Source organism: Ruegeria meonggei (assembly GCF_042768335.1).
In the GTDB taxonomy this organism is placed as follows: Bacteria; Pseudomonadota; Alphaproteobacteria; order Rhodobacterales; family Rhodobacteraceae; genus Ruegeria; species Ruegeria meonggei.
Map to the genome: position 1 here is coordinate 564,161 of NZ_JAXHBT010000002.1, position 25,388 is coordinate 589,548.

General features: G+C 57.3%; 23 protein-coding genes. 4 read left to right on the plus strand and 19 right to left on the minus strand.

The window, feature by feature from the left end; all coding sequences use genetic code 11:
* Positions 1 to 3: 3 nt before the first annotated feature.
* Positions 4 to 942 (minus strand): ABC transporter substrate-binding protein, encoded by a 939-nt coding sequence (locus SJY13_RS22605; RefSeq protein WP_377194570.1) that lies wholly within the window; start codon positions 940 to 942, stop codon positions 4 to 6.
* Positions 943 to 1,157: 215 nt separating this feature from the next.
* Here SJY13_RS22605 and SJY13_RS22610 point away from each other — a divergent pair, with 215 nt between their 5' ends.
* Positions 1,158 to 1,931, plus strand: coding sequence for a DeoR/GlpR family DNA-binding transcription regulator (locus SJY13_RS22610; RefSeq protein WP_085824655.1), 774 nt, complete (start codon positions 1,158 to 1,160; stop codon positions 1,929 to 1,931).
* Here SJY13_RS22610 and SJY13_RS22615 read toward each other — a convergent pair.
* The 4 genes from SJY13_RS22615 to SJY13_RS22630 form a co-directional block, all read right to left on the minus strand.
* Positions 1,855 to 3,543 carry a cytochrome-c peroxidase gene (locus SJY13_RS22615; RefSeq protein WP_377194572.1) on the minus strand — a complete coding sequence of 563 codons (1,689 nt, stop codon included), beginning with the start codon at positions 3,541 to 3,543 and terminating at the stop codon, positions 1,855 to 1,857. The genes SJY13_RS22610 and SJY13_RS22615 overlap by 77 nt on opposite strands.
* A gap of 63 nt (positions 3,544 to 3,606) precedes the next feature.
* Positions 3,607 to 4,215 (minus strand): GNAT family N-acetyltransferase, encoded by a 609-nt coding sequence (locus SJY13_RS22620; protein WP_377194574.1) that lies wholly within the window; start codon positions 4,213 to 4,215, stop codon positions 3,607 to 3,609.
* Between the two features lie 68 nt (positions 4,216 to 4,283).
* Entirely contained in the window at positions 4,284 to 4,919 is a 636-nt protein-coding gene (locus SJY13_RS22625) for a hypothetical protein (protein ID WP_377194576.1), read from the minus strand.
* A gap of 103 nt (positions 4,920 to 5,022) precedes the next feature.
* The gene (locus SJY13_RS22630; RefSeq protein ID WP_377194578.1) at positions 5,023 to 5,961 is read right to left on the minus strand and encodes a homocysteine S-methyltransferase family protein; all 939 of its coding nucleotides are present in this window, start codon (positions 5,959 to 5,961) and stop codon (positions 5,023 to 5,025) included.
* Between the two features lie 148 nt (positions 5,962 to 6,109).
* Between SJY13_RS22630 and SJY13_RS22635 the strand changes: the two genes are divergently transcribed.
* On the plus strand, positions 6,110 to 7,672 hold the full coding sequence (locus SJY13_RS22635; protein ID WP_377194580.1) for a winged helix-turn-helix domain-containing tetratricopeptide repeat protein: 1,563 nt from the start codon (positions 6,110 to 6,112) through the stop codon (positions 7,670 to 7,672).
* Here SJY13_RS22635 and SJY13_RS22640 read toward each other — a convergent pair.
* Together SJY13_RS22640 and SJY13_RS22645 are read right to left on the minus strand one after the other, a co-directional pair.
* Positions 7,638 to 8,660 carry a hypothetical protein gene (locus SJY13_RS22640; RefSeq protein ID WP_377194582.1) on the minus strand — a complete coding sequence of 341 codons (1,023 nt, stop codon included), beginning with the start codon at positions 8,658 to 8,660 and terminating at the stop codon, positions 7,638 to 7,640. The genes SJY13_RS22635 and SJY13_RS22640 overlap by 35 nt on opposite strands.
* Positions 8,661 to 8,933: 273 nt before the next feature.
* Positions 8,934 to 9,470, minus strand: coding sequence for a winged helix-turn-helix transcriptional regulator (locus tag SJY13_RS22645; protein WP_377194584.1), 537 nt, complete (start codon positions 9,468 to 9,470; stop codon positions 8,934 to 8,936).
* 39 nt (positions 9,471 to 9,509) lie between these two features.
* Here SJY13_RS22645 and SJY13_RS22650 point away from each other — a divergent pair, with 39 nt between their 5' ends.
* Entirely contained in the window at positions 9,510 to 9,887 is a 378-nt protein-coding gene (locus tag SJY13_RS22650; RefSeq protein ID WP_377194586.1) for a VOC family protein, read from the plus strand.
* A gap of 107 nt (positions 9,888 to 9,994) precedes the next feature.
* Here SJY13_RS22650 and SJY13_RS22655 read toward each other — a convergent pair whose 3' ends face one another.
* From SJY13_RS22655 to SJY13_RS22710, 12 genes are all read right to left on the minus strand, one after another.
* Positions 9,995 to 10,771 (minus strand): hypothetical protein, encoded by a 777-nt coding sequence (locus SJY13_RS22655; RefSeq protein ID WP_377194588.1) that lies wholly within the window; start codon positions 10,769 to 10,771, stop codon positions 9,995 to 9,997.
* Between the two features lie 122 nt (positions 10,772 to 10,893).
* Positions 10,894 to 11,787, minus strand: a complete 894-nt coding sequence (locus SJY13_RS22660; RefSeq protein ID WP_377194590.1) for an RDD family protein — start codon at positions 11,785 to 11,787, stop codon at positions 10,894 to 10,896.
* A complete protein-coding gene (locus SJY13_RS22665) occupies positions 11,784 to 12,779 on the minus strand; it encodes a stage II sporulation protein M (protein ID WP_377194592.1) in 996 nt (331 codons plus the stop codon). Before SJY13_RS22665 ends, SJY13_RS22660 begins: the two co-directional genes overlap by 4 nt.
* Positions 12,779 to 13,969, minus strand: coding sequence for a DUF58 domain-containing protein (locus tag SJY13_RS22670; protein ID WP_377194594.1), 1,191 nt, complete (start codon positions 13,967 to 13,969; stop codon positions 12,779 to 12,781). Before SJY13_RS22670 ends, SJY13_RS22665 begins: the two co-directional genes overlap by 1 nt.
* 89 nt (positions 13,970 to 14,058) lie before the next feature.
* A complete protein-coding gene (locus SJY13_RS22675) occupies positions 14,059 to 15,015 on the minus strand; it encodes an AAA family ATPase (protein WP_377194596.1) in 957 nt (318 codons plus the stop codon).
* Entirely contained in the window at positions 15,005 to 16,318 is a 1,314-nt protein-coding gene (locus SJY13_RS22680; protein WP_377194598.1) for a hypothetical protein, read from the minus strand. The genes SJY13_RS22675 and SJY13_RS22680 overlap by 11 nt, the downstream gene beginning before the upstream one ends.
* Positions 16,315 to 17,028 carry a DUF4129 domain-containing protein gene (locus tag SJY13_RS22685; protein WP_377194600.1) on the minus strand — a complete coding sequence of 238 codons (714 nt, stop codon included), beginning with the start codon at positions 17,026 to 17,028 and terminating at the stop codon, positions 16,315 to 16,317. Before SJY13_RS22685 ends, SJY13_RS22680 begins: the two co-directional genes overlap by 4 nt.
* Before the next feature lie 127 nt (positions 17,029 to 17,155).
* Positions 17,156 to 17,611: a hypothetical protein gene (locus SJY13_RS22690; protein WP_377194602.1), complete on the minus strand. Its 456-nt coding sequence runs from the start codon at positions 17,609 to 17,611 to the stop codon at positions 17,156 to 17,158.
* On the minus strand, positions 17,589 to 19,988 hold the full coding sequence (locus SJY13_RS22695) for a DUF1989 domain-containing protein (RefSeq protein ID WP_377194604.1): 2,400 nt from the start codon (positions 19,986 to 19,988) through the stop codon (positions 17,589 to 17,591). The genes SJY13_RS22690 and SJY13_RS22695 overlap by 23 nt, the downstream gene beginning before the upstream one ends.
* 14 nt (positions 19,989 to 20,002) lie before the next feature.
* Positions 20,003 to 21,985 carry an ABC transporter permease gene (locus tag SJY13_RS22700; protein ID WP_377194606.1) on the minus strand — a complete coding sequence of 661 codons (1,983 nt, stop codon included), beginning with the start codon at positions 21,983 to 21,985 and terminating at the stop codon, positions 20,003 to 20,005.
* Positions 21,985 to 23,013 (minus strand): quaternary amine ABC transporter ATP-binding protein, encoded by a 1,029-nt coding sequence (locus tag SJY13_RS22705; RefSeq protein ID WP_377194608.1) that lies wholly within the window; start codon positions 23,011 to 23,013, stop codon positions 21,985 to 21,987. Before SJY13_RS22705 ends, SJY13_RS22700 begins: the two co-directional genes overlap by 1 nt.
* A gap of 80 nt (positions 23,014 to 23,093) precedes the next feature.
* A complete protein-coding gene (locus tag SJY13_RS22710) occupies positions 23,094 to 24,047 on the minus strand; it encodes an ABC transporter substrate-binding protein (RefSeq protein WP_377194610.1) in 954 nt (317 codons plus the stop codon).
* Positions 24,048 to 24,283: 236 nt separating this feature from the next.
* On the opposite strand from SJY13_RS22710, the gene SJY13_RS22715 reads away from it, so the two are divergent.
* The gene (locus tag SJY13_RS22715) at positions 24,284 to 25,219 is read left to right on the plus strand and encodes a LysR substrate-binding domain-containing protein (protein WP_377194612.1); all 936 of its coding nucleotides are present in this window, start codon (positions 24,284 to 24,286) and stop codon (positions 25,217 to 25,219) included.
* Positions 25,220 to 25,388: the final 169 nt, after the last annotated feature.

Consider the following 25,388-nt stretch of genomic DNA (forward strand, 5'->3'; position numbering starts at 1 on the left):
GGACTACTTGGAAATCCAACCGGACCAGCGATCCTTGTTTGTCTCCATCCAATCCGCGACAACGGTGTCAATATCCACCCCGTCCAGATCGGCCTTGCCGACCATCGCGCTCATTTCATCGTTGTTGATGTTGTAGGCCTCGATAATGTCATACGCGCCAGGCCATTTTTCCTGAAGGCCGGACCAGGCAGCTTTCCAGATCGGGCCACGGGGCTTGCCGCAATCATAGGCAAGATCCGGGTTCACGCCGACTGACGGCTCGCTATAGCATTCCGCCGAAAATGGTGGAAATTCCACAAACTCACCATCGTATTTGGCTGGTGCCCAATGGGGAACGTAGACCCACAGCACGATCGGATCTTCTCGCTGGTAGGCGGATTCCAGTTCTGCAAACAGGGCGGCATCGGTGCCTGCGTGGACAACTTCGAACTCAAGCTCCAGCGCCTCGACCCGTTCCTCATCAAATCCGCCCCATGTTACAGGACCGCCGACATAACGCCCGTTGGGCGCGGTTTCTGCGGTTGCGAATTCTTCGGCGCAGTCTTTCAGTGCTTCCCAATTTGGCAAACCGGGGCACCGGTCTTTCATGTAGGACGGATACCACCATTCCTCGATCGCCATCAGGCCGGTTTCGCCGACATTGACGACGTTGCCCGAGGCAGTCGCCTCATCCAGCGCTTCGCGTCCAGTGGTTTCCCATATTTCCATAGCCAGATGCAGGTCGCCCGTTTTCAGGCCCGCGAACTGGGCAATATAGTCTGCCTGTAAGTATTCGACATTATATCCCGCTTCTTGCAGGATCGATCCCATGATCTTGGTATTGATCAGCTGCCCGGACCAGTCGTGCAGTGTCAACTTGATCGGATCCGTGGATTCAACAGCCCAAGCTGCAGACGTTGCAACTGTAAACGCTAACGCACTGAGTCCCAATTTGAGGTTCATCATACCATCTCCCTATCGTGGTTTTTTGGTGAATCGGTGGTATTGCCAAAAGATCACCACATTGTGGGGTTTTGTGTCAATAAAAACCACGTTTAGCCAAATAATCTTATTCACTCGGGGAAAAGCATCATCCAATTGTCGGGCAATGTTGCATTATGTGGGTATTATGATATGCATTATCGGCAATTTGGCGGGCTAGAAAGTACATCGAAGATATGAATCTCAGAACGACCAACCAGCGCGAAGAAGAGATTGTGCGTGCACTGTTTCGAACCGGTGGATCCTGCCGGGTAAGCTTTTTGGCCAAAGAGTTAGGCGTCACCCTGGAAACCATCCGGCGCAACGTGCGTACTCTTGAAGAACGGGGCATCGTTCGCAAAGTGCACGGTGGCGTCCATCTTCTGGAGGACATTCTTGAACCGAACTTGGAGAGCCGTCTTGACAAGAAAGTGGACGCCAAGGAAAGCCTGGCCAAAGCGGTAGCCGAAACCATCAGCAATGGCGATTCACTGTTTCTGGATATCGGATCAACCACTGCCTATGTGGCCCAGGAACTTCGCTATCACAGTGATCTGTTTGTGGTAACCAACTCAGTCTTTGTTGCCCACACACTGGCATCGCGGAACAACAACAAGGTGTTCATGGCCGGGGGTGAACTGCGCCCGCATGACGGTGGTGCCTTTGGTTTGGAAGCCCAAAGACTGATCGAACAGCTCAACGTACGCTTCGCCATTCTGTCTGTCGGGGCGGTGAACGCGGATCAGGGATTCATGCTGCACGACTTGCAAGAAGCCAATCTGGCAAACATCGCCATAAACAAAGCGCAGGTTCGGATTGTTGTTGCCGACAGTGAGAAACTTGGAAAACGCGCGCCGGTGACCTTAGAAGCGGCCAACAAAATCAATCTGCTTTTTACCGACACGCAACCATCACAGGACATTCAACAAATGCTGGCCAGGAATGACATTGACCTAGCTGTTGTCGAATGATTTCCGCTTTGTTTGTGCCTCTGGCCAGGCCCATGTCGGGTTCAAGCCTATGGGCTCTGCTGCATCTGTCATAGCAGGCATCAAGAGGGTTAACATGACCCGCAATGGTCACTTCATGTCCGGACTTCCCTAGGTCACAGTCCGTCTGTCGGTTGGGTTGCGGATCCAGGCCTGATGGCACGGTCTTGGGCACAAGTCGGGCGACCTGATCAACGGCGGGATCAGTCAAGGTTTCGAGAAAGGCGACCAGGTATCTGACATCGGCATCGCTCAGGTTGTCGCGGGCAGGCAGTGTGTTGGCGGCTGCTATGCGGTCGGTCAGGGTGAATGTCTTCATTACCCATGTGTCGCGGGCTGCAAAGGCGTCCCGGCGGGTAGGCTCAAGTGGTTTGAAGGTCAGTGCCGATCCCCTTGCCGCCAATCGCTGGATACGGTCTATTTTCGGCAGCGTGCCGGCTGGAAGTTCATAGGTTTTAAGACTGCCGACCGGATCAATGTGATGCCGAATAACCGCGCCCAGATTGTCAAAGGTGCCGCTGTGGCCCCATGGCCCGGTGATCGCCACATTAAGCAAGGACGGGGTTCGGAACGCAAAAAGGTCACTGGTTTGAAAGGTCACCCTGTACCGGCCCTCGTCCTCAGTGCGGCCTGGTAAACCGGTCTCGCGCCAATAGCTCAGGTCAGCCCCGTGGCCCTTGCCGGGACCGATCTGCGGCATGGCGATTGCGTGAAACTGATGGTCAGTCAGCAACGGGCCGCTATGGCAACCAGAACACCCAGCATCGCCATAAAACAAAGCAAGCCCCGCGCGGGCGTCCTGGGCCAGGTGCGAGGTGTCTCCGGTGCGCAGGACCCGATCAAACGGGCTGTTATGTGCGCGAAAACCGACTGTCTGGAAGGCGGCAAGAGCTTTGGCCAATTGGGTGTATGTGACGTCCGAAGGGTGTTTTACTTCGGCAAATGCAGCCTTGAGCAGGGTCATGTAGCCGGGCACTGCCGCGACCCGGGAAGCAAGCAGGGACCAGACTATTGCACGATCCTCAACCGCTGCGGCATTTGCGATTGGGTTTTCACCAAATTGCCCGGCCATTTCGATCGGTGATGTCACTGGGAAAAAGGCCTGCGCCACCAAAGCAGTGCCGAGACCAGAGGGCAGTGCCTGCCCGGCGGGGTTGCGCTGTGTCAGGCCCAGATCCTCGACCCGGCCGTCGTGAAACATGCTGGTATAGGCGCGGGCACCAATGTTCCACAGGGCCTGAGCGTTGCGCGGAACCCGCCCGGTGACCGGGTCTTGGGTGATCCGGTTTGTCCCGATACCGGTCCCTCCTTCGCCGATGCCAAGGGCCAGCCCGTCGCCAGTACCATTGCCAGGGTCGTGGCAGGTCCCGCATGAGATGTTGCGATTGCCGGACAGGATCGGGTCAAAAAACAGGTTGCGGCCCAGCTCGACCAGATCCTCTGGCGGTGTGCCGTCATATAGGAAATCCCGGTCGTCCAGCGGTTGCGGCAGACGGAGCGATTGCTGGGCCGATCCGGGATTGGCAAGTATGGGTGCCAGAAGGACAACGCCCAAAAGAAGTGTTGCCTTGGAAAAATTGAATTTTATCAACATATTAATCTCATTCCATTAATTGACCTGCGAAGGCACAGGAACTGTTCCCGCAGGTCCGGCCGCTCAACCAGACCGCTGTGCAATCTTCCGGATCAGCAAGATGACATCGCCCGTGTAGTAGGGAGGGCAGGGGTGATGGAGGACCGGGGCTTGCGCGACCGGTTCAAACCCCAGCCGTTGATACAGACGCAGTGCTCCGGTGTTCTGGCCATAGACCTGAATGCTGATCTCAGAGTATCCGGCGCGGCGAGCCTGTTCCTCGACCTTGGCCAAAAGTACGGTTCCAATTCCCCGGTTTCGGCTGGACGGATAGGTGGCCAACGCATTCACAAACCACGTGCCGGTCGACAGGGCCTCAAGCTCGACAAAGGGTTTGATCGGGTCTGGCAGATCGGCGATGTCGGTGTCTGGTGCGGCATCGATGGGGTAGGTCAGGGCCATGCCCAGAACTTGGCCAGCCTCTTCGGAGACAACAGCGTTGGTGTAGGAAAAACCTCCGCTGGTGCGCCGCGCGCGGGCAATTCCGACAGTAAGTGGCGATTGACCCTCAGCGGTGTTCTGGCCCCAAAGCCACGAGGGGATGCCTTCACCGGCGATGTCTATAAGTTTGGCCAGATCTCTGGCGTCTTGCTGCACGGCACGGCGCAGGTTTGGATGTGATGTGTCCTTCATTGTCTTTCTCGTCTGGTCTGAAGTGTTGTTTGTGTGCCCGGCGGATACCGGGCACAGCCATGTGATGATCAGGAGTTGGTATCCGGTCGGTCTTCGATCGGACCAACCGGCGCGCCCGAGTCCCACTCAAGAACGTCATCTTCGTCGATGGTATAAGCTGCCTGATCTGATGGGGCGGTTTCGAACGCAAAGGTCGCATTGATGGCCATGAAATCGTTGAACCCCAAAGTGGTCTGAATCAGCCCGCCTTCGATTTCAGCATAGTCCCCGGTTGCACCGGTGATCGGGCGCAGGTTCTTTTTACCGATATCGGCGATTTCCGGGCCTTGGGTGATGACAGTGTCACCATCGTTGAATTCAAAGACCTGCCGGCTGATGACCCAAACGCCCGAGGTAGCATTGCCGCCATCGCCAACAAAATAACCGTCACAGGTCCAGGTGCCCAGAACCAACCCCGGAAAGGCCGGGGTGCCGTCCAGATTGACCCCCTTGGCGCCGTCGTTCAGGGTTCCAGCCGGGTATATATAACCTTGGCTCAGGAACGCGTTGCCATGGGCGGGCATGCCATTGTCGTGCACTGGCTGGGCGGCCATGAATATCCGTGTGTGATCCTCGGCCACATCAAAGGACATCGGGGCGCTATCGGCCTGGGCAATCGCGGTTGAAGTCAACAGTGCAAAGGTTGAGAGTATGGGTTTGAACATTGTGTTTTCCTTTTGGGTTCAGAGACAAGTTTCTCCTGCACCTGCGGCTTACCCCGCAGGCGGCAATTGATTTGGGGCGTTAAGCACCGGCAAAAATGCCGTATCAAGCAGCGGCCATCGCCTTGCAGATCGCAGACACGTGGCGATGATCCGTGCCGCAGCACCCGCCCAAAACTGTCAGGTTGGGCAGCATCGCAGATAGTTCGGCATAGAGCTGACCCAGCTCAGTCGGATCGCCATCGTCTAGGGTTTCAGCGGCATCCAGCTCAGCATGGCTGAGACGCGAGGCATTGGCGCGCAGCCCCATGATCCGCTTGGTCCAGCTGTGATCGAGGACATGCGCAAAGTGATCGGGATGGGCACAGTTGATCATGTAATAGGCCGGGTAGCTGCCCGTTGCGGCGTCGACGGCCTCAATCGCCTGTTGCAGGGTCTCGCCCGAAGGCAACAACCCGTCGGTTTCCAAAGTAAATGCGATTGCAACCGGGATCCCATGATGTCGGGCTGCCTGCGCGATGCCAATGGCCTCGTCCGAATAGGTCATCGTGATGGCCGAGACCATGTCGGCGCCAAACTCTTCGAACCATCCTACCTGCACATCATGGTAGGATTGCGCCTGATCCGCGGTCAGAATGCGGGTCGGAGCGTATCCGTCATCCTGCGGGCCAATGACACCGTTGATGACAAAAGGCGATTGGCCTTCGACCTCCATCGCATTGCGCAAATTGCTAAGGGTGCAGATCGTTTCCTGATGTACTGCGCGCAGGGTGTCGTGGCTGATCCCCAGATCAGCCGCCCATCGCGCGCTGGCCCGCCATGTTGGTGTGTCCATCACAAAGCCATGTTTTTCCCGGATCGCCATTTCGGCAAAGCGCTTCATATAGGCGTCGATTGCCGCCACTCCGGCATCTGTCTCAAGCGCCTTGAACGCCGCAAAAAGCGGCAGATCGATCCCGTCCTTGAAGACCAGCGACGTCTCAAGCCCACCATCGGTGATCATGGATTTGCCGGCCAGTTGCGGCAATGCGTTACGGTATTTCATGTTACGTCCTTCCCGTTTTCTGGTTGTCGTCAAAAAGCAGTGAGGATGTGGTACGGTGCCCAGGTCGAGCAGGCTTGAGATAAACCTGAGAAAACTCTGAGAAGTTCTGAGGCTTTTCGCGGTCAGGCTTCGCGGATACTGTGGCGCAATGAAAACGCGGATCTCAGACACCGAGATCGACTTCGATCAGATGACGGTCTTGCGTAACGGACAGACACAGCGGCTGACCCGGCAGTCGCTGGGCATTTTGCGTGCGTTGTTCGAGGCAGGTGGGGATGTTGTCAGCAAGGATGATCTGATCCTGCGGGCCTGGGGGGATAGGATTGTGACCGACGCCACCTTGTCTACCGCGATCAAAGAGGCCCGGCGCGTGGTCGGGGATAACGGGTCCAGGCAACAGGTTATCAAAACGGTGCATGGGGTCGGGTTCCGGCTGGCCGTTGCGATCGAGCCCACAGGCGAGAAGCCGGATACAGAGTTGGCCACGCCCTGTCTGGCCTTGTTGCCATTTCGGAACACCAGCCAGGACCCGGATGCTCAGTTCTTGTGTGAAGGCATCACCGACGAAACCATCTCTAGCCTGTCCCGGTTCAGCGAGATCAAGGTGCTGTCCCGCACTACCTCTGACGCGATCCAAGGCGACCGGTTGGACCACGATCAGATACGCCGACGCTATGGCGCGGACTTTGTGGTCGAAGGCAGCGTGCGTCGGACTGAGACCAGGCTGCGGGTCAGTGTTCAACTGGTGTCGACAACGACGGGCACTGTGGTTGTGACCGAACAGTTCGACAGTGAAGCAACCGTTGGTGATCTCTTTGACGTGCTGGACCGGATCGCCCAGATTTGTGCTGGTCGTCTTGCAGGGCCGCACAGCCCGGTTGCCAACGAAACTGTCAAGCGGATGCGCACCCAAGTGCCGCATGAAAGCTGGACGATATTTCGGCTGGTCTCGGACTTTCGCCGGTTCTATCACAGCTATGACATCGGTTTGCACGCCCGGTTGCGAGACGCGTTTCCGCAGGCCTTGGAGCGTCACCCGAACGCTGCGGATGGGTGGGCGGCGTATTCCGTTATCCTGCTGGAGGAGTTCCGCTATCACGTCAACGAACGCCCGGATGTTGATGCGCTTGCGCTGGCTACGGATGCGGCGGAAAAGGCGGCTCAGGCTGATCCGCGCAATGCGTTTGCCTTGGTCGCGCTGGCCATGTGCCGGTTGTTTGCTATGGATGTCGACGGGTTTGACCTTGCGGCGCAAAAAGCGCTGGAATTGAATTCCGGTCATTCGGATGTGTTGTCAGAGATCGGCCATTGCTATGCGTTTCTGGGTCGTGAAGAGGACGCCCTGCGCCTGCTGGACAAGGCCATGGATATCAGTCCCGAACATCCCGGTTGGTACCATTTCGCCCGCGTTTGGCGGTATGCTCGGTTAGGTATGTTCGAAGCCGCGCTGTTCGAGATGCAAAAGGTTCCGATGCCCGGTTTCTATTGGTACCATGCGCATTTGGTGTGGTTGTATGCGGCGCTTGGGGATCTGGACTCGGCCGCTGAACAGGTGGACCTACTGAAACAGGTGTTTCCAGAGTTTGAAGGCCGCGCGTTTCAGGAACTTGCAATTTGGGAAGCAAACAAAGACCTGGTCTCATCAGCCCTGGCCCATTGGCGTATGGCCGGGTTGGTCATCGCGGATGAGACCGGACGCCCGATTGCATAAGCCCGATCAAACCGGACAGCAGGATCGCCCCTGCCAACGCGGTATACCCGATCGAGAAGATTAGGGCAGAACCGGCGGCGCCACCTACAGCAAAGCCCAGCAGGTATCCGGCCATGGCTCCGGGTGCCTTGTCGCCTGCCGTGCCCAAGTAAAGCGGAAAATAGACAAACAGGGCAAATCCGTTCACCAAAATGGTCAGGCCAAACAAGGCCAGATTGGGCGCCAAATAGCTGCACCCGCCAGTGACAGCGGCTGCGACCATCGCCCGGGCTTGCGTCCTTGCCTGCCAGCTCGGGGGGATGCGCGCCGCCAAAAATGCGCCAATTGCGCCAGTCACCAAACTGCCCAGCAGCCAGAACGGCAACTGTCCGGCGTTGTCGAACCGCGCGCCGAACAGCTCAAGATAAGTCCAATAGGCTCCCATCATGACAAAAAACGGAATGTACTGAACCGGCAGGGCCGAGGTGATGTGGTTCCATTGAAACCGTGATGAGGGGGGCATCTGTGGCGTTCTGACGGCGAGCATTCCCAGGGACAGTGCCGTCAATAACCACAGCGAAGACAGGGTCAGCACCGGAAGGATCAGATAGACGATCAGCGATACGACCAGCCCGATCGACAGCGCAAGGCTGATCGCCGCTAACTTGTCGCTCTGGCCGTCCAGCCCACTGATGACGCGTCCGGTCAGCGCGCCGATGGCAATTCCCAACCCGCAACAGGCAAGGGCGGGCAGAAGCGGGGCTGAGGGTGGGCTCAGTGCCAGCAGAGCCAGGCAAATTGGGGCAGCGACTTTTGACAGGCTGATATATTCGGCATCTCTCAATCCCAGACAGGCCAGAGACGCGGACAATAGCACCAGGCTGGCAAAAGCCCCTGCAATACCGTCCGAAAGCCCGGCTCCTGATGCCAGATCTCCGATCCAGACGGGCATCGTGTTGATCATCACCGACCCAAACCCGACGGTCAGGATGATTGAGCGCTGATCCATGAGCCACCCCTGTTCCAACCGCGCCAGCCAATCCTGTGATGGATTAGGCAGTATGCTGCAACCACAGTCTTTTTGGGGTGTGACATCAAGAAGAAGTTTGCCGGGCGAATCGCGTTTGGGCGCTTGGGGCAGGGTGCGACGCACCAGACTCGTACCCCCTCAAAAAACTAACAAACCCCCCAAGGTGCGCCGCAAATCAAGTTTACTTAAATTGAAAGAAGGCCTCAATGTAACCTTTGTTTCGACGCTGTAACAAACTCTCGGGGTAGGGGGTCAGATCGCCAGGGCAACCGCACGGGTGACCTCGATACCGGTGTTCACCGCGCGATAGGTCGGATGCGGCACCCGTCGTGAGACATCAATATCGCGTTTTAGCCATTCAATTTCCTCAAGCTGGTGGAGTGACTTCGAAAGGGCCCGATCCGTAATTGGCACAAGTCCGGATCTGATCTCGGAAAACCGCCTCGGTGTTTGCGTCAGTGCCAGAACGGGAACCGTCCAGCTGCGCCGCAATAGGGCAAATTGAGTGTCTTTAGGCACTGCCTTTGTGATCCTGCTGGCGGTTTCGGCGGCAAGGGTGCCCGACGGGGTCAGTCGAAACTCGGGCCGCAACGGGTGGCCATGACCTGGGTTTTTTTCCAACAACCCCATTTTGATCAGATGGTCCAGGCTTGCGGAAAAGGACGTCCGACCTGCGCATGTTGCGGCCAGCAGGGGGGCTTGCCGTCCGGGGACCCCTTCATGAAGTGCCGCCAGAATGTTCAATGACCATGCCCGCGAGGTGAGCTTGACAAGTGACTTAATGTCCATAAAGTATAGTAACTTTATTTTCTGCAAAGGGAAAGTCAAATGTCGCTTGTTTCATTGGACGCCACGATCACTCTGGCGATTTCAGTCAGGGATCGGCACGTCAGTGCTGCGTGGTACAGCGCAATGCTCGGGTTCGAACTGATCCACCATATTGACGACGCGGGTTGGAGCGAAATGCAGACCAAAACCCCCGGCGTGACTCTGGGTTTGGGAGAGCAGTTGGAACCGTCGCCAGGCAATACCGTGCCGGTGTTTGGAATCGGCGATATCGCGGTTGCGCGGCAAGCCTTGGAAGGGGCAGGCGTCCGGTTCGACGGCGCAACTGAAACCATCGAGGGGATGGTCAGCACAGCCACGTTTTATGACCCGGATGGCAATGCGCTGATGCTGGCGCAGGACCTGACAGGGCAGGTCTGACTACAGCCACAATAAGCCTGCGGGTATTCTTGTTGCGACCCGATGCGGTATACCGCGCAGGCATGTCGATATCGGATCGCAACAGTTTGATTCAGCCGGAGAATGCGTTACTTGAACACGTCCACCAGGTCCGAGACGCTGACGCCTTCTTTAATCTCTTTGAGGCGTGCGAAGATAATGGCAACCGCAATACTGGCCAGACCATAAGAGATTGCGTTGATGATTGTCTCAAGCAAGACACCCAGGCCAAAAAAGTTACCAGAAGAGAAAATGGCCAGAATAAAGGCGGTCACAAAGCCAAACAGGAACAGGCACAAGAACACCAGTATGAATGCGCCGATGATTGGCCAACGATATCCTTTGGTCAGCTCTGCGCTACGACCCAATGCGCCAAATCCGGCCCCTTCGATGACGATAACAGGCACCAGCATTGAAAACACAGCGTACAGCCAGATCCCCGGAATGATCAGAAACAAAGATCCAATTACATACAGGATCGACGCAACAATCGACAGAACCACAATGGCGGGCAGGTTTTTGATCGCGGTCGACAGATATTTGACCAGCTGTGTGGGCCGACCCAGTTTGGTGTCATAGGACAGTTGAACCAGAGTCGCTGTGATGACCGACATCATGACGAGGCTGACCAGAAACACGATCCCGAATGCGAATGCGAACCCTCCGGTATCGAAATCAGCGCCAGGTTCAAGGTTTGCGGCACTGTCCAGCCCCACGGCGTTGTTCAGAATGACGTCGATGAGCGCGGGAATGAACCCAAGCAGAGCCACTGCCGGAAGCCTGCGAAAAAGGATTGAAAATGAATCCCCTAGCACGGCCCCTACGCCAAGGGGCACATGAGGTGCTGTATCTACTGCATCAGTCATATAGGAGTTCCTCTTTAATATCCGGGACTAACTGCAAGCGATAAAGCCCCGAGGGCGCACTCATCCGCAAGCAGAAATAAAAGAAAAACGCTCTCGTAAGTGTAAAATTACAACAAGCGATATCAGGGCGGATCATCCTGTGTGCCGTGGTGTTTGTCGACACGTTTGTCGCCAAACAGCTGACGCTGCTCAAGATAGCCGCGCTGTGCCTTGTAGAACGCCTCAAGGAAGGCCAGCTGGTCTTCGGCACGCACTGAATCTGCGTAGTCGATCTTGCGTCGGATCTGGTCGACTAGCGCGTCCAACGTGGTTTTGTGGCGTTGGTAGGCAGCCGGGCCCTTGTTCCGGTCACTCGAGCGGAGAAAACCTTCGAGGGTCTGCAACTCGAACGCGCCGTAATGTTCCAGATGGTGGGTGAGGAACCGGAATTTCTGATCGGAATGCAGCGGCTGCTTGATTGCCTTGGCCATGTCTTTCAGCAAAACCGGCTGCGGCAAGTGGACCACATAGGTGCCCGCGATGATATCGCCCAACCGTTTGCGCCGTTTGTTGAACAGCGGCACCGCCACAACGCACATCACCCAGAATAGCGACAGAAGAGAGGGCACCAGGCGGGTCGCATCCAGGGTCAAAAGCAGGGTGCCGGGCAAAAAGATCTCAGCCTCCTTCATCAGATTGCGAATGACCAGGGATTGGGTGGTCAACGCCCGCCCGTCGGCGGCCACAACCTTGATCTTCAACAACCGCTTGCCGATGGTCTGCCCGTTCCAGATCAACTCGGACATGGCGTAATAGGGTATGCGGATAAAGAAAAACAGCATCGAGGCAATCGCGATCAACGTCCCGGGGGTCGTCAGATCGATGGCCATGACAAACAAAAACAGGGCCAGAGCCGCGATACCGGTAATCATCAGATCGCTGAACTGCGCGGCCAGGCGGACGCCCACGCCGGCAATCCTGAAATGCAACGGAACCCCTTCGGGCGGCAGCAGCTGATCCATGGATTGGATGCTCATGCGTGCTTCCTTCCGCCCAGTAGAAACCAAAGCATCCACAAGGCGCCGACACTCCAACCGATCGCGATACGGGCGCTTTGATCCTGAACCAACTGCCTGCCGAACCCTTCCAGCAGGGCCGCAACCACCAGCATCAGCGCCGCAACCAACGCCAGCTTGACGGCGTCATGACCGGCCTCACGCAGCGCCAAAGACCGGGTCCTGTTGCCGGGAAACAGCACTGCCAGCCCCAATTTCAGCCCACCGGCGCAGGCGATGCATATTGCCGATAACTCGGTCACTCCGTGAATGGAAAGCCAACCAAACAGGTCCCAGCCCAGGTTCCGATCCACATGAAGGCCAAAAAACACGCCTACAATGATCCCGTTGTAAAAGGTCAGCATTATGGAGGGCGCGCATAGGAAAGCCCCAAGGCCAAAAGCAAATATGGCGACGCGCGTGTTATGAGAAAACAGGTAGGTCGCAAACCCGCCCAGCCCTTCGGGGCCCTCGTCACCGTAAATCTGTGCGCGCAGGAATTCGGTGCTGGCGTCGGGACCGCGACCGCCCGAAAGGTCGGGTGGCATGAAAACGTAAAACCATTCGGGATTTTCCAGATAGAAGAAATATCCTGCGACCGCCCCGGCCGCCATGCACAGCATCCCAAACAGAACGATGCGCCACGAGGATCGCATCGCCTGTGGGCCGCCGCTGGTCAGGAACCGGTGCAGGATACCGCCCAGACGTTGTTGCGGCGCGTAGGTGCTCAGATAGGCGCGGCTTGTCAGCGCCTCGAGATATTCCAGCAGCCCGCGATCCAATGAGATTTCGCGAGCGATAGATAGGGACGTGGTGGCCTGGCGGTACAGGTCGGCCAGATCCCGCGCCTCCTGAAAGCTCATGCGGTGCATGCCTTGCGTTTCGGCCTTGGTGACCAGAGCTGCCAGTTTTTGCCAATCGGCCACGCGCTCTTGTCGAAAACGGGCGGATCGGATCATTTCGCTGTCTGACATCAGATCATCTCCCGCGCCTTGATTTCAAGGTAGGTCGAAATCAGCCGAGCCGAGATATGACCCGGTTCAGCATCAATGATCGTGACCCCCAGCTGGTGCAGGCGTTCAAGAACAAGGCGTCTTTCCTGTAGCAGTTGGCCGGTAGAAACGGTTTCAGCCACACCGTCCATATCCGCAGGGGTGACCCTGACCTGCGCCTCGAGGATCGGGTCCCGCAAGGCGACAAAGACAATCAGGTGCCGCTTGGCCAGAACGCCGATGTTTTCGACCATCAGCTCGGCCGAGGTTGTGTCGATGAAATCGGAAAACACGATGATCAGGCTGCGTTTGGGTGTGCGCCGGTTCAATTCGGTCATCGCCAGCGTGTGGTTGGTTTCCCGGCTTTCATAGCGCAGCTCTGCCGTGCGGCTGCGCAGGCGGGTAAAGGCCGCACGCCCCGGTTCTGGCGGCAAAAACAGCCGCGGTTCGGCATCATAGGCGTACATCCCGACCAGATCGCCGCCAATTGCAGCGGCCCAGGCCGTGGCCAGCGCTGCGGTGATGGCGTGGTCGATCTTGGGCAGGCCCGCGATTTCCTCGCGCATCTGATAGCCATTGTCGAGCGCGATGATCACATGGTGGTTGCGTTCGGCCCGCACCTCTTTGGCCACCAGCGAGCGATGGCGCGCAGACCGTTTCCAGTCGATCGAGCTGGCATCCATTCCCTGCACAAAATCGCGCAGCTGATGGAATTCGGTACCCTCACCAATGGCGCGGTTTTCCTTGACGCCAAACAGGCGGGATTGAACCGTTGTCGAAATCTCTCCCGATTGCACCCGGCGGATATTCGGCACTACGGCGACCTCAAGAGCAAAGGCGGTTTTGGGGACAAATTCAAACAAAGACAAACGCGAGGGCCAGTATAGCCACAGATTGGAAAACACCCAGTTTCCGCGCCGGACGGCACGGCCCTGAATTTTGGCCGATCCGGAATTCAGATCAAATCCGCTGGGTCCGGTCAGCCCGTCGGGCCAGCTAAGCTGACCCCGCATGCTTGCGGCCCGGGGGCTGACGTCAAGGACGATGTCGAAGCTCTCGCCGACAAAGACCTCTCCCACAGGGTCAACTGAGATGGTCCGGCGACGCGGCCAGGACAACAACAGATCCGCTGCCGCAATCCCGCCCAGCAACAGCCAGGGGATCCCGGCCACGGTTCGGGCAGCATCACCCAGCACAACCGCGGCCAGCGACAGGCCAAGCGCGATACAGGCCGCGATCAGCAGTTTTGAGGATGGACGGATCAGCGGGGCGCCTCGATCTGGTTAAGGATGTTTTCTAGCACCTGCCGGGCGCTGCGGCCTTCGATTTCAGCAGAGGGGCTCAGGACGATCCGGTGTTGCAAGGCGTGAATGATCAGGTTCTTGACGTCGTCGGGGATTGCAAAGTCGCGCCCGTTCAGCGCCGCTGCTGCGCGGGCGGCCCCAGCAATTGCATCCGCCGCCCGTGTCGATGCGCCAAAAGCAATGTCTGCACTTTCGCGGGTCGCGCGCACCACCCTGAGGATATAAGCCAGAATGTCATCATCCAACACGATGCCGTTGATCAACTGACGCGCAGCGTGGGTGGTTGCCCCATCCAGAACCTGCGCAACGGCCTGGGTGGTGGTCAGAAAGTCCAGCGGTTCAGCCGCATGTTGGCGCAGGATCGCAAGCTCGATATTTTCGGGCGGAAAGGTCAAGTGAACCTTGAACAGAAAACGGTCCAGCTGGGCCTCGGGCAGGGGATAGGTGCCCTGTTGCTCAATCGGGTTCTGGGTTGCCACCACCATAAACTCTGATCCCAGATCATGGTCAGTGCCATCGATTGTTACCATCCGCTCGTTCATGGCCTGCAGCAGGGCGGCCTGTGTTTTCGGCGGTGCGCGGTTGATCTCATCCGCCAGCAGGATCTGGCTGAAAACCGGGCCTTTGGTCAGAACAAATTCGCTGGTCTGAAAGTTGTAGATCGATGTCCCCAGCACGTCTCCGGGCATTAGATCGGGAGTGAACTGGATGCGCCCGAAATCCAAATTAAGTGCCCCAGCGAAACTGCGTGCCAGCAGCGTTTTGGCGGTACCCGGAGGCCCCTCGAGCAGCACATGGCCCCGGGCGAACAGGGCCGTCAGCAACAGATCAATCACCTCTTCCTGTCCCTGAACCACTTTGCCGATCTCTGCGCGCAGAGCCTCGGCATGGGCAAAAAGTTCTTCAAGCGTCATCGGCTAATCGCTCCAGTATCGATTCAAATTGGTCCACATATGTGATGGCTTCGCTGGCTGTCAGATGGGCTGGCAGGCCCCTGATTGCGTGCAGCAGGTCTTGCAGATTGTCAGCCACCGCTGGCCGGCGGCTGCGGACATAGCGCAGGAAAGCGGCCTCGGTGCTGTTGGCGACAACATGGGCCGAGCCAAAAACTTCGGCCGCTTCGGCACGAATTCGGGTGTCAACGAAATCGGACAACAACGCCCCGTCCTGCCCAGTTAGACGCATAAGACGCGCCCGCGCGGCATTGGCAGTGCGCGTTCCCGACCCCAGCGAAAGGTGCTGATCAAGGACCGGACCGTTGCGAATGCCGCCGCGCCAGATCGCAAGCCCCAACAGTAGCGCCGCACCTATCCACAACACTCGAAACGGGTAGTCGAACAGCTGCGCAATGTCGTCCCATGTCCGCTCGCGCTTGGTGAATTGTTCTGGTTCGGTCAACCAGTTCTGGTCGCTGTAATCGATGATGATCCGATTGCCATCTGCAATGCCCGGCAAGAGTTGGTTGGCAATCCGCGCATTTTCCCCAAGCCGCAGCCCGTGATTGTTCAAAACGTCCGGGTCCGACAGGATATAGACCTGGTCCTGTTCGCCGCCTTCAGGCAAAGGGCACAGGCCAAGCACCATCGCGCCTGGTCTGCCAATGATAGGCTCACACCCGGTGCCTTCAAAAACCTGACCGGCATAGGCTCGTGCTGACATTACGGCATCATCACCCTGATACCGGAAATCCGAGAACGGGTTGGGCATGTAAGACAACCGGCCAACGTCAGTTCCGGTGATTTGGCGCAATACGTTTTGGACATCGCTGCGCGGAGCCAGCAGAAAGGGATGGCCAAAGCCTGTCAGGCGCATACCGGTGCGCCATTTGGGCAGGATGATCAGGCTGGGTACGGACTGAGCTTTTTCCAGGATGACCTGGATGGTCTGATCGAACTCGTCCGCCTGAATCAGCAATTCCTCTTTGGTTTGCGCGGCTACACGATCGGTGCCGGGCTTTGTGTCGAACACCGGCTGGATCAGCAACCCGATCGAGCTCCGGTCCAGTGGCCATCCGCCGGTAAAGCTCTGGGCCTCATGGTCTTTGCTATTCAGCCAGATCTCGAGCCCTTCAAACCCGTTGACCGACTCGCGCAGCACATATTGCCGTTGTGCAGTCAGGTAGAAGAACACGCCCAGCGACAAGACAATGACAAGGCCAACAACAACAAAGTCCAGCCGGATCTGCGGCATGGGGTGGGATTGGGTGACGTCGCTCATGGTCCGACCTCCCGCAGGATCGGACGAATGCGGGCCACATGCGAGGCAAAGTCGCCTTCGCTGATTGAACGCCCGCCGAAATGAACACGCTCACTGTCCAGAACCAGGGCCCGAAGGTCCTGTATGTAGGACAAGGTCTGAGGCAGTTTTCGCAGTGCTTCACGATGGGTCCAGCTGCGTTTGAACAACACCCCGTTGGCGTTCAGACATCTGGTCAGCACCAGCTGCGCCAGTCCGATCAGTGCCATCTGCCGGTCCGGCAGGTTCAGGAGGGTGTTCAGGTCCGCATTGTCCTCGGCCTCGGTCCCGTCCTCGGATGATCCGCGCTGGGAATTGCGCGCGGTATTCTCGATACGTTTGCCGAACGACACGGAAGTGCCGCGTGCTGTGAAATAGGTGAACGTGACCAGAAAGATGATCACAATCAACGATATGACGCCGATGATCCATTGGGCGTCACCGGAAAACCCCCACGAACGGTCCTGATCCGAGCGCTCGGGGGTAGGCGTGAATTCCGTATCCAGCGGCGGGGCAGGGCGCGTCGGATCGAAATAGACCGCATCAGTGTCGATGCGCCCATAACGGACCGCGTCCATGTAAGCCTGCCCAGAAGCGCCAAGTTCGGGTGTGTCGATAACCCCCTCCTGCGCGATTGCGCCCGAGGCAACACACGCGGAAAAAGAGATAATCAATACAACAACACAACGCATCGGGGTATCGATAGATCAGCGATTGGAGTGATGCAATATGTCAAATCGGTGTGTTTGGGTCTGTTGCCAATGTGACAATATCTGCACAGTGGATTGCCGGCGCTCAATAGACGCCCCAGGGGTTTTCTCAGCCCTTTTGTTCGACGCTGAGAAACACGAATGTGCGCTGTCGCTGGTTTTTATCTTTGGTCGTTACCCGGTAAATGCCTTGGTTGGCGTTCAACGCGCGCACGTCATAGCTGTCGGGGTGGTTGACCGGGTTAGTGTCAGGCGATGCATGTCCGACCCGGCAGCGTTTGACCTCGGTCCAGACGTCATTTGAAAACGCTGCCGCCTCGTGGCTTCTGAAGGGGAACGCCCAATAACAGGAAACACCCTTGGTGCCATTCAAACCCGCATAGGTCGCGCAAGTTGATCCATTAGGCTCGGCACCAGTTGTTGCAAACCTTTCAAGGACGGTGATCCTGTCACAGGAATCCGCCCAGCCAATTGTTGGATACACGGCCAGTAGTATGAGAATGCCCAGCCGAACAGGCAACGGCTGCCCTGCGACCCGGTGATCACTCGGCGGCTTTGGGAACATTTGCGTCGCCATATGTTCCTTTCACCCGCTCTTTTGTCGGATCGAAATGCGGGAAGGGCACAATTCTGGCTTTCAGACGCTTTTGCTGCCCATCCAGCTGGCCGATCTCGATTTCGCTGCCAAGGGTGGCGTGGGTGGTGGCAACGCGACCCAAGGCAATGACCGTACCCAGAATGGGCGATTTCATTGCGCTGGTGATCTCCCCAACCTGAGCCTTTCCAACACGCACACAATCACCCGGAGAGGGGATCGTGCCGCCCTCGATTTCGAACCCGACTAATTTGCGGTGAGGGTGGGCCTTGCGTTCCTCGATCGCCGCACGACCAATGAAATCATCTGTTTTCGACTTCAACGGTACAGTAAAGCCAATACCGGCCTCAAATGGATCGGTTTGGTCGTCAAACTCGGACCCCGCAAAAATCAGCCCGCCTTCGATCCGCAACATATCCAGCGCCGCCAGACCAAGCGGTGTAATGCCGTAATCCTGACCAACCTGCCAGACGCGGTCGAAAATCTCGTTGGCGTCTTTAGGGTGGCAGAATATCTCATACCCCAGCTCGCCGGAGTAGCCGGTACGTGAGATCACGACCGACGTGCCTTGAACGTCGTCAACCCGGGCCACGGCAAGTCGGAACCAAGGCAGCTCCTCGATTGTAGGTTGTTGGGGCGGAGTCCAGAAGATCTTGGACAGGATTTCGCGACTGTGGCGTCCCTGAACTGCGATGTTGTGCAGTTGATCGGTCGAGTTGCGCACCCAGACGTTCATATTCCGCTTGAGCGCCTGTTCCTGCAGCCACAGACCACTCGTGTCATTGCCGCCTATCCAGCGGAAATTGGTCTCGGCCAGTCGGTAGACGGTGCCGTCGTCGATCATGCCTCCGTGTTCATAACACATAGCGGTATAGACGACCTGTCCCACGCTCAATTTTTTCATGTTGCGGGTCACGCAGAGCTGCATCAGCTCTTCGGCGTCGGGGCCAACGACCTCGTATTTGCGCAACGGGCTGAGGTCCATGACGGCGACCTTGTCCCGGCAAGCCCAGTATTCGGCAATCGCGCCGTGATTGGTCATCGTGTTGGGCAGCCAATAGCCATTGTACTCGATGAAGTCACGGGTATGCCGCGCAAAGCAGTCGTGAAACGCTGTTTTCTTGGTGTTTTCCACATCCGCCTCCGCAGATTTTCTATAGCCATATGACCGCTTGAAATCCTCGGTCGCCTTGTAGGTTCGAACCTGTATATCGGTCGGGTTCCAGCCATTGGCCGGGTCGATGTCGCAAGGACAGCCGGTGCTGACGCAGACCAGATCGGTCAGCGCGCGCAGCAAAACAAAATCACCAGGGCGCGACCAGGGATCATCCATCCCAATCGCGTTGGTGTCGTCTAGCATGGTGTTGAAAAAGAAGTTGATCGCAGGCCAACCGGCGCGGGGTTTGATGCCGTATCGGTCAAGGTCCCGATTGATATTGTCGGAACAGTTCAGGTGCCCGGGATATCCCAGATCCTCGTAATAGCGCGCGGTGCAGGCCAGTCCGAACGTATCGTGCCGCCCGCAGGTGTCCTGCACGATCTCGACCAGCGGTTCTTGATCCACCGACCAGTATTTCGAGAATATGCCGGGTTGCGGATACAGGCTACCCATCAGGCTGCGGGTTGTGGTGGGGTCAATCTCGCGCTCGATCCCCTGATCCAGGGCGCGGCGGCTAAAAGCCTGAAAGTCCGAGCATTCGCGCCCGCGGATGTCCACAATTTGGATAAACTCGCCAGCCTTCACCTCATAGGACCGGGCGTTTCCCGGTTGAATATTGATGTCCTTCAGCGGGTCCGCCAAAGGCTCAGGAGCGCCGACATCGGGCTTTTCTAGCCCCGGGGCGGCGCGTTGGATATAAAGGATAATGTCCGAGGGAGGGTTACTTTTTTCGGGGCGCATCGCCTCGGCCGGGGCAGCGACGATTAGCAGGCCATCGTTTTCGGCAACAAAGCTGACCATATCGCCGGGACGCGAACCGTTGGTGAAGGCCCGGATGGCATCTCCCTGACCTATATCGAACCCGGCGGTTTCCAGCGCGCGCAGAACCTTGCGACCCGAGGGAGACCCATTTGCCAGCGTTGCAATCAACCCCTCGGGGCGACCATGGCCCTGCGCGCCCAGCATCGCCGCGTCCGAGCTGCGGTCTGGGGCAAAAAACACCATCTCGGCCGGCTGCATGCCGTCGCGATCCAGCAATGTAATGGTGTCGCCCTTGGACACAGGCACCGCACGAGAACCGGCCCCAGGCACCGGGTGACGTTCGGTCCCATGCGGCAGGATTGGCAGGCCGGGGGTCAACACGCCGCTGCGCTCGAACGGGACCTCGAATACAGGCTTTACGTTCATCTCCGAAACTCCAGTTAGTCCAGGCCCAAAGCGCGTTTGCGCTTTTGGGTCCAGCTGCTGATGGCCATGTCAAAGGTCAGCGCCATCAGCGACACGTTCATACCCAGCACAAAGTTTTTGCCCAGTTCAGTGCCAGCGAGCGTGCGTTGCAACTCCTGGCCCAGATCCTGGGTGCCGATGAAGGCCGCGATGATGACCATGAAGAACGCGAACATGATCGCTTGGTTGAACCCTACGGCCATGGTCGGCAGCGCCAGTGGGAATTGCACCGACATCAGCTTTTGCCTTCGGGTCGAGCCTGACATATCCGCTGCTTCGGTCATTTCTGGCGGCACAGTGCTGAGGCCGATGATCGTATAGCGGATCAGGGGCACGGCGGCGAAAATCAGGATCGAGAACACAACCGCCACGTCATTGACCCCAAACAGCATGATCGCGGGGATCAGATAGATAAAGCTGGGAAAGGTCTGGGCCGTGTCGCAGGCCAACAGGATGCTTTTCGACCAATGCTCGGACCGGGCGGCAATGACGCCCAGCGGGATCCCGATCAAGGTGGCCAGTGCCACCGCTGAGATTACGGTGTAAAGCGTGATGACCGACCGATCCCACCAACCCGAGAAAGCGACGATGGTAAAGAACACTGCTGCGTAAATACCGGGCTTGCGGCCGCCCACCCAATAGGCAAACGCAACAACCAGCAGGATGAAGGCCGGTGTCGGAATGGCCAGCAGTGTGTTGCGGAACGGGATCAGCACCTTGACGTTCAAAAACCAGCGCAGCCATTCGGTTGTGCCTTTGATCGCGTCCAGAGCAAGGACGGATTTGATAACGACATCGATTTCCTTGCCCTGACTCAGATGTTGTTTGCGGCCAATCTCGGCCAGGATCGGGAGCAACTGGGCCAGCAGGGTAAAACCAACGAACAGAGCTAAGGCGATCAACGGCATCTGGTGGCGCTTCCACCAAGGCGTGCCGCGGTCGAAATGCACCGGTTGTTTGACCACCCAGGCCTTGGACATCCGGTCAAGCGTGACGGCCAGCAAGACAATTGTGACACCGATCTCAAAAGACCGGCCCAGTTTGAAACTGCCCATCATGGCCAGCAACTTGGCGCCAAGACCGGGCATGCCGATGAAGGCGGTCAGAACCACCATGGCCAGACACAGCATGATGACCTGATTGACGCCGACAAGAATTTCGGTCCGCGCCGCCGGAAGGTAGACATGGCGCAGCATCTGCCAGCGGGTGCAACCAGACATTTGCCCGGCCTCGATGACCTCGGGGCTGACCTTTTTTAAACCCAGCGTTGTCATCAGGATCATTGGTGGGATTGCAAAGGTGATCGTGGCAACCGCCCCGGCCGTGGGGCCAACCTTGAAAAAGATCACAGCGGGCAAAAGATAGGTGAAAAACGGCAGTGTCTGCAACACCGACAGAACGGGTTTCAGCATCCGTTCGAACCAGCCGTATTTCCATGCGGCGACACCCAGCGTCAAGCCCAGCAAAAAGGCAAGCGGGGCGGCAACCACGATGACAGACATGGTCTGCATGGCAATCTTCCACTGCCCGATCAGGGCGGTCCAGATAAAGGTGCCAGCCCCCAATGCGGCCAACCTCCACCCCCCTACGGTATAGCCGACAACAGCGGCCACAGCGGCTATGGCAGACCAGGGGATGGGTCCCAGAAAGGGCCAGCGCCGCTTGCCTTCCAACAAGTTGGCCGAGGTATCCAGAAGAAATTCAAGCGGGCCTTCGGCGATAAAGCGGGTCACATAGATCAGGCCCAGATCGTTCTGAACAAAGTCGAAGATTACGTCCAGCACCTGGGCGGTTGGCGGGATTGCCCATTCAGGGATGCGATTCAGCCATTCAGGCAGAACGCCGAACGCCTTGGCTAGGATCAATGCTGCGGCAGCGGCTAACAAGGTAGTCAACACGCGGAGCTGGCCAGACGGTTTGGCCGATGCGTCCGGCACTTCGGTGGACAGTGTCGCCATCAGTCGGTTCCAAGCAGCATGTTCAGCGCGGCGTCACGGTCCAGAACACCTGTAACAACGCCTTTGTCATTTGCTACCGGCAACAGGATGCGCGTGTCGCTGACCAACACACGCGCCAGTTCGTGAATAGTCGACCCGCCGTCAATTGGCGCACCCTCCAAAGCGTGGCCATTAACCGGTGTTGCCAATCCGCGAGCGTGGACGACGCGGGCCTTATCGATCTCTTCGGTGAATTTGGCGACATATTCAGTTGCCGGGTTCATCACGATCTGGTCCGGCGTGTCACATTGCTCGACCATACCATTGCGCATGATGGCAATCCGGTCGGCCAGGCGCAGCGCCTCGTCGAAATCATGGGTAATAAAGACAATGGTTTTGCCCAGCATCTCTTGGAGCCGTAGAAACTCGTCTTGCATTTCTCGACGGATCAGAGGATCCAGCGCCGAAAACGGCTCGTCTAGGAACCAGATATCCGGCTCAATCGCCAGAGAACGGGCAATGCCGACGCGCTGTTGTTGTCCTCCGCTTAACTCACGCGGAAAATATTCTTCGCGCCCTTCAAGGCCGACCAGCTTGATAACGTCCAACGCCCGTTCGCGCCGGTCATGGCGATCCTGACCGCGCATTTCCAAAGGAAACGCCACATTGTCCAGAACAGTCCGGTGGGGCAGCAGTCCAAAGGACTGAAACACCATGCCCATCTTGTTGCGGCGTAATTCGATCAGGTCACGCTCGCTCAGGCTCTTGATATCCTGACCGTCCACTTCGATGGTTCCGCCGGTGATTTCATGCAAACGCGAGAAGCAACGCACAAGGGTGGATTTGCCGGATCCGGACAACCCCATGATCACCAGCATCTCCCCACGATCCACCTGAATTGAGACGTCCTTGACGCCAGCGATATAGCCGTCAGCGCGAATGTCATCAAAGCTGTGGCCCGCAGGCATGGACTTCAGATAGCGTTCCGGCGATGGGCCAAACAGTTTCCATACGTTTTTGGCTGATATCACAGGCGTTCCGGCGGGCATGGCTGTTCTTTCTTGCTTGGCACGGCCTAGCGTCGTCGGGTGGGACAAGGCCGTGCCAGTTTCAGTATGTGTGGATCAGACTATGTGCTGCAGGCGCTCATCCAGGGGTCCACAACGGCGCGATTGGCATCCAGCCATTCTTCGGCCGCCTCTTCCGGCTCCAACTCATCCGTGTCGACCAGTTTGGCCATTTCCGCGATCTGCGGGTTGGTGAACGAGATATTGGTCAGCACGCAATAGGCGGTCGGCCATTTATCTTTCATACCATCCCACGCCGCCTTTTTCAGGTAGCCTGATGCGGGATTGCCGCAATCATACAAGGCATCCGGGTTCGGGCCTTTGGCGGGGTCCTTGTCACAGCCGTCTTCCCAGACCGGAAACTCGACAAACTCACCGGGCCAGACGGCCTCGGCAAAGTTCGGGGTCCAGTTGAACACAAGAACAGGCTTTTTGTCCGCCTCGGCTGCGCCAATCTCAGCCCACAGAGCTGCGGCAGAGCCGGCGTTGATTACAGTGAAGTTCAGGTCCAGCGCCTCGGCGCGTTCTTTACCGTGCTTCAACCAGTCGACCGGTCCGTCCAGATACCGGCCCTTGTCGCCAGTTTCAGCGGTGGCGAACAGGTGGGCGCAATCGTTCAACGCTTCCCAGTCCGGCAGGCCGGGGCAGGCGTCCTTTGTCCACATCGGGTACCACCAATCCTCTCGCGTGACCGCGTCATGATCACCGGCATCGTGGAGGCCGCCTTTTTCCAGCGCTGCACGGTAGGATGCGCCAAATGCGCCTTCCCAGACTTCCATCTCCAGCGCGACGTCACCCAAACGCACCAATTCATAGACCGCTTGGCTGTCGGTAGTGACAAACTCGACGTTATTGCCCATTTCTTCGAAGATCAGGCCGACGACGGACGACATTACGATCTGGCTTGACCAATTGTGTATCGGGATAACGATCGGATCACTGCTGTCTTCGGCGATTGCGAACGTTCCCGCCACTGCTGCCAAGGTTGCAGTAGAAAGTAAGTGTGAAAGTTTCATGTTTGCTCCCTGAGTGACAATTCTTTTTGCTAACGGGCTCTTCTGGCCCTGAATTTTTCCAGTTTGCCTTTAACTGCTTTGGTTGCAGAATAGAGATTTGAGGGTCCTTGCCCATAAAATCTTGAGGCAAACCCTGGTTTTTGCTATATTAACAGTCAGTTGTCTTGTCGGATGCTATCCGATGTGGGCATAATTTTTTGATTGTGACCACATCCAACGCGGGATTTCGGCCTCAAATGTCCAAGAAAACGCCAGTAACCGGGAAAGTGCTGCCGCCGCTCGATTACCTGTTGGCCTTTGAGGCCGCTGCAAAGGTGCAAAGCTTTGCACGCGCCAGCAAGGTTCTAAATATCTCTGAAACAGCCATAAGCCGCAAAGTACGACTGCTGGAGCAGCACTATGATGTCCCCTTGTTCGTGCGCGGGAACAGGTCGGTAACGTTGACCCAGCAAGGAGCCATTTTGCTGGCCACTGTAGAGCAGTCGCTGGACATGATGCGGGATGTCAGTCGGGACATGTTGGCCAAGCACCGCGCCAATACGGTGACGGTTGCGGCGACCAATTCCGTGGCGTCTCTGTGGCTGATGCCGCAATTGCGCAAGTTCAACAAATCAAACGGACGTATTCGCATTTCGCTTGTCTCTTCGGACAGCGACGCGGAATGCCTGTCAGAGGCGATGAATCTGACGATATTGCGCGGAGATGGCAACTGGCCGGGTTATGAGGCGCAATTGCTGTTTGGCGAGACGGTGTTTCCAGTGTGCAGCCCTGAATACCTGAAACGCAATCCGTTGGCGTCTGATTCGGCGGCTCTGCCCCAAATGGACCTGATCGAAGTGACCAGCAGCCATGCCGAATGGATGACGTGGCGCACGTGGTTGGGCAGCAATGGTGTGGCTACATCGGTGATGGAACGGGCGGTTGCCTTCAACACCTACCCGCTATCTGTTCAAGCAGCTGTCGATGGGTTGGGGATTGCGCTGGGATGGGCCCATCTTGTTGATCCGCTGTTGGACAGCGGTGCGCTGGTTCGGCCGGCGGGGGATGCTTCGGTGCGGACAAAGTCGGGCTATTATCTTTTGAAACGGCCTACGCATAAGGCATTCCCGGAACAACTGATTGTCGAAGATTGGCTGCTTGGGCTTAGCGCGGGTCGAAAGCGGTACACGTGAATGGACAAGGGGTGCTAAGGGTGTTTGATTTCGGAAATGCGAAGTTCGCGTATTGACCGTTGGGAATAAATATTTACCTTAAAGAAAAAATAGATGCGAATCTGTGGCGATGATCACGCACTCGGTCAGAGCAAGATCAGCCTATTTCTTCATTCAGGGAGCCAGACAT

Bases quoted from the DNA above. Each gene is read 5' to 3' on its own strand.
- SJY13_RS22605 (WP_377194570.1), bottom strand. From the start codon at position 942: ATGAACCTCAAATTGGGACTCAGTGCGTTAGCGTTTACAGTTGCAACG.
- SJY13_RS22610 (WP_085824655.1), top strand. From the start codon at position 1,158: ATGAATCTCAGAACGACCAACCAGCGCGAAGAAGAGATTGTGCGTGCA.
- SJY13_RS22615 (WP_377194572.1), bottom strand. From the start codon at position 3,543: ATGTTGATAAAATTCAATTTTTCCAAGGCAACACTTCTTTTGGGCGTT.
- SJY13_RS22620 (WP_377194574.1), bottom strand. From the start codon at position 4,215: ATGAAGGACACATCACATCCAAACCTGCGCCGTGCCGTGCAGCAAGAC.
- SJY13_RS22625 (WP_377194576.1), bottom strand. From the start codon at position 4,919: ATGTTCAAACCCATACTCTCAACCTTTGCACTGTTGACTTCAACCGCG.
- SJY13_RS22630 (WP_377194578.1), bottom strand. From the start codon at position 5,961: ATGAAATACCGTAACGCATTGCCGCAACTGGCCGGCAAATCCATGATC.
- SJY13_RS22635 (WP_377194580.1), top strand. From the start codon at position 6,110: ATGAAAACGCGGATCTCAGACACCGAGATCGACTTCGATCAGATGACG.
- SJY13_RS22640 (WP_377194582.1), bottom strand. From the start codon at position 8,660: ATGGATCAGCGCTCAATCATCCTGACCGTCGGGTTTGGGTCGGTGATG.
- SJY13_RS22645 (WP_377194584.1), bottom strand. From the start codon at position 9,470: ATGGACATTAAGTCACTTGTCAAGCTCACCTCGCGGGCATGGTCATTG.
- SJY13_RS22650 (WP_377194586.1), top strand. From the start codon at position 9,510: ATGTCGCTTGTTTCATTGGACGCCACGATCACTCTGGCGATTTCAGTC.
- SJY13_RS22655 (WP_377194588.1), bottom strand. From the start codon at position 10,771: ATGACTGATGCAGTAGATACAGCACCTCATGTGCCCCTTGGCGTAGGG.
- SJY13_RS22660 (WP_377194590.1), bottom strand. From the start codon at position 11,787: ATGAGCATCCAATCCATGGATCAGCTGCTGCCGCCCGAAGGGGTTCCG.
- SJY13_RS22665 (WP_377194592.1), bottom strand. From the start codon at position 12,779: ATGTCAGACAGCGAAATGATCCGATCCGCCCGTTTTCGACAAGAGCGC.
- SJY13_RS22675 (WP_377194596.1), bottom strand. From the start codon at position 15,015: ATGACGCTTGAAGAACTTTTTGCCCATGCCGAGGCTCTGCGCGCAGAG.
- SJY13_RS22680 (WP_377194598.1), bottom strand. From the start codon at position 16,318: ATGAGCGACGTCACCCAATCCCACCCCATGCCGCAGATCCGGCTGGAC.
- SJY13_RS22685 (WP_377194600.1), bottom strand. From the start codon at position 17,028: ATGCGTTGTGTTGTTGTATTGATTATCTCTTTTTCCGCGTGTGTTGCC.
- SJY13_RS22690 (WP_377194602.1), bottom strand. From the start codon at position 17,611: ATGTTCCCAAAGCCGCCGAGTGATCACCGGGTCGCAGGGCAGCCGTTG.
- SJY13_RS22695 (WP_377194604.1), bottom strand. From the start codon at position 19,988: ATGAACGTAAAGCCTGTATTCGAGGTCCCGTTCGAGCGCAGCGGCGTG.
- SJY13_RS22700 (WP_377194606.1), bottom strand. From the start codon at position 21,985: ATGGCGACACTGTCCACCGAAGTGCCGGACGCATCGGCCAAACCGTCT.
- SJY13_RS22705 (WP_377194608.1), bottom strand. From the start codon at position 23,013: ATGCCCGCCGGAACGCCTGTGATATCAGCCAAAAACGTATGGAAACTG.
- SJY13_RS22710 (WP_377194610.1), bottom strand. From the start codon at position 24,047: ATGAAACTTTCACACTTACTTTCTACTGCAACCTTGGCAGCAGTGGCG.
- SJY13_RS22715 (WP_377194612.1), top strand. From the start codon at position 24,284: ATGTCCAAGAAAACGCCAGTAACCGGGAAAGTGCTGCCGCCGCTCGAT.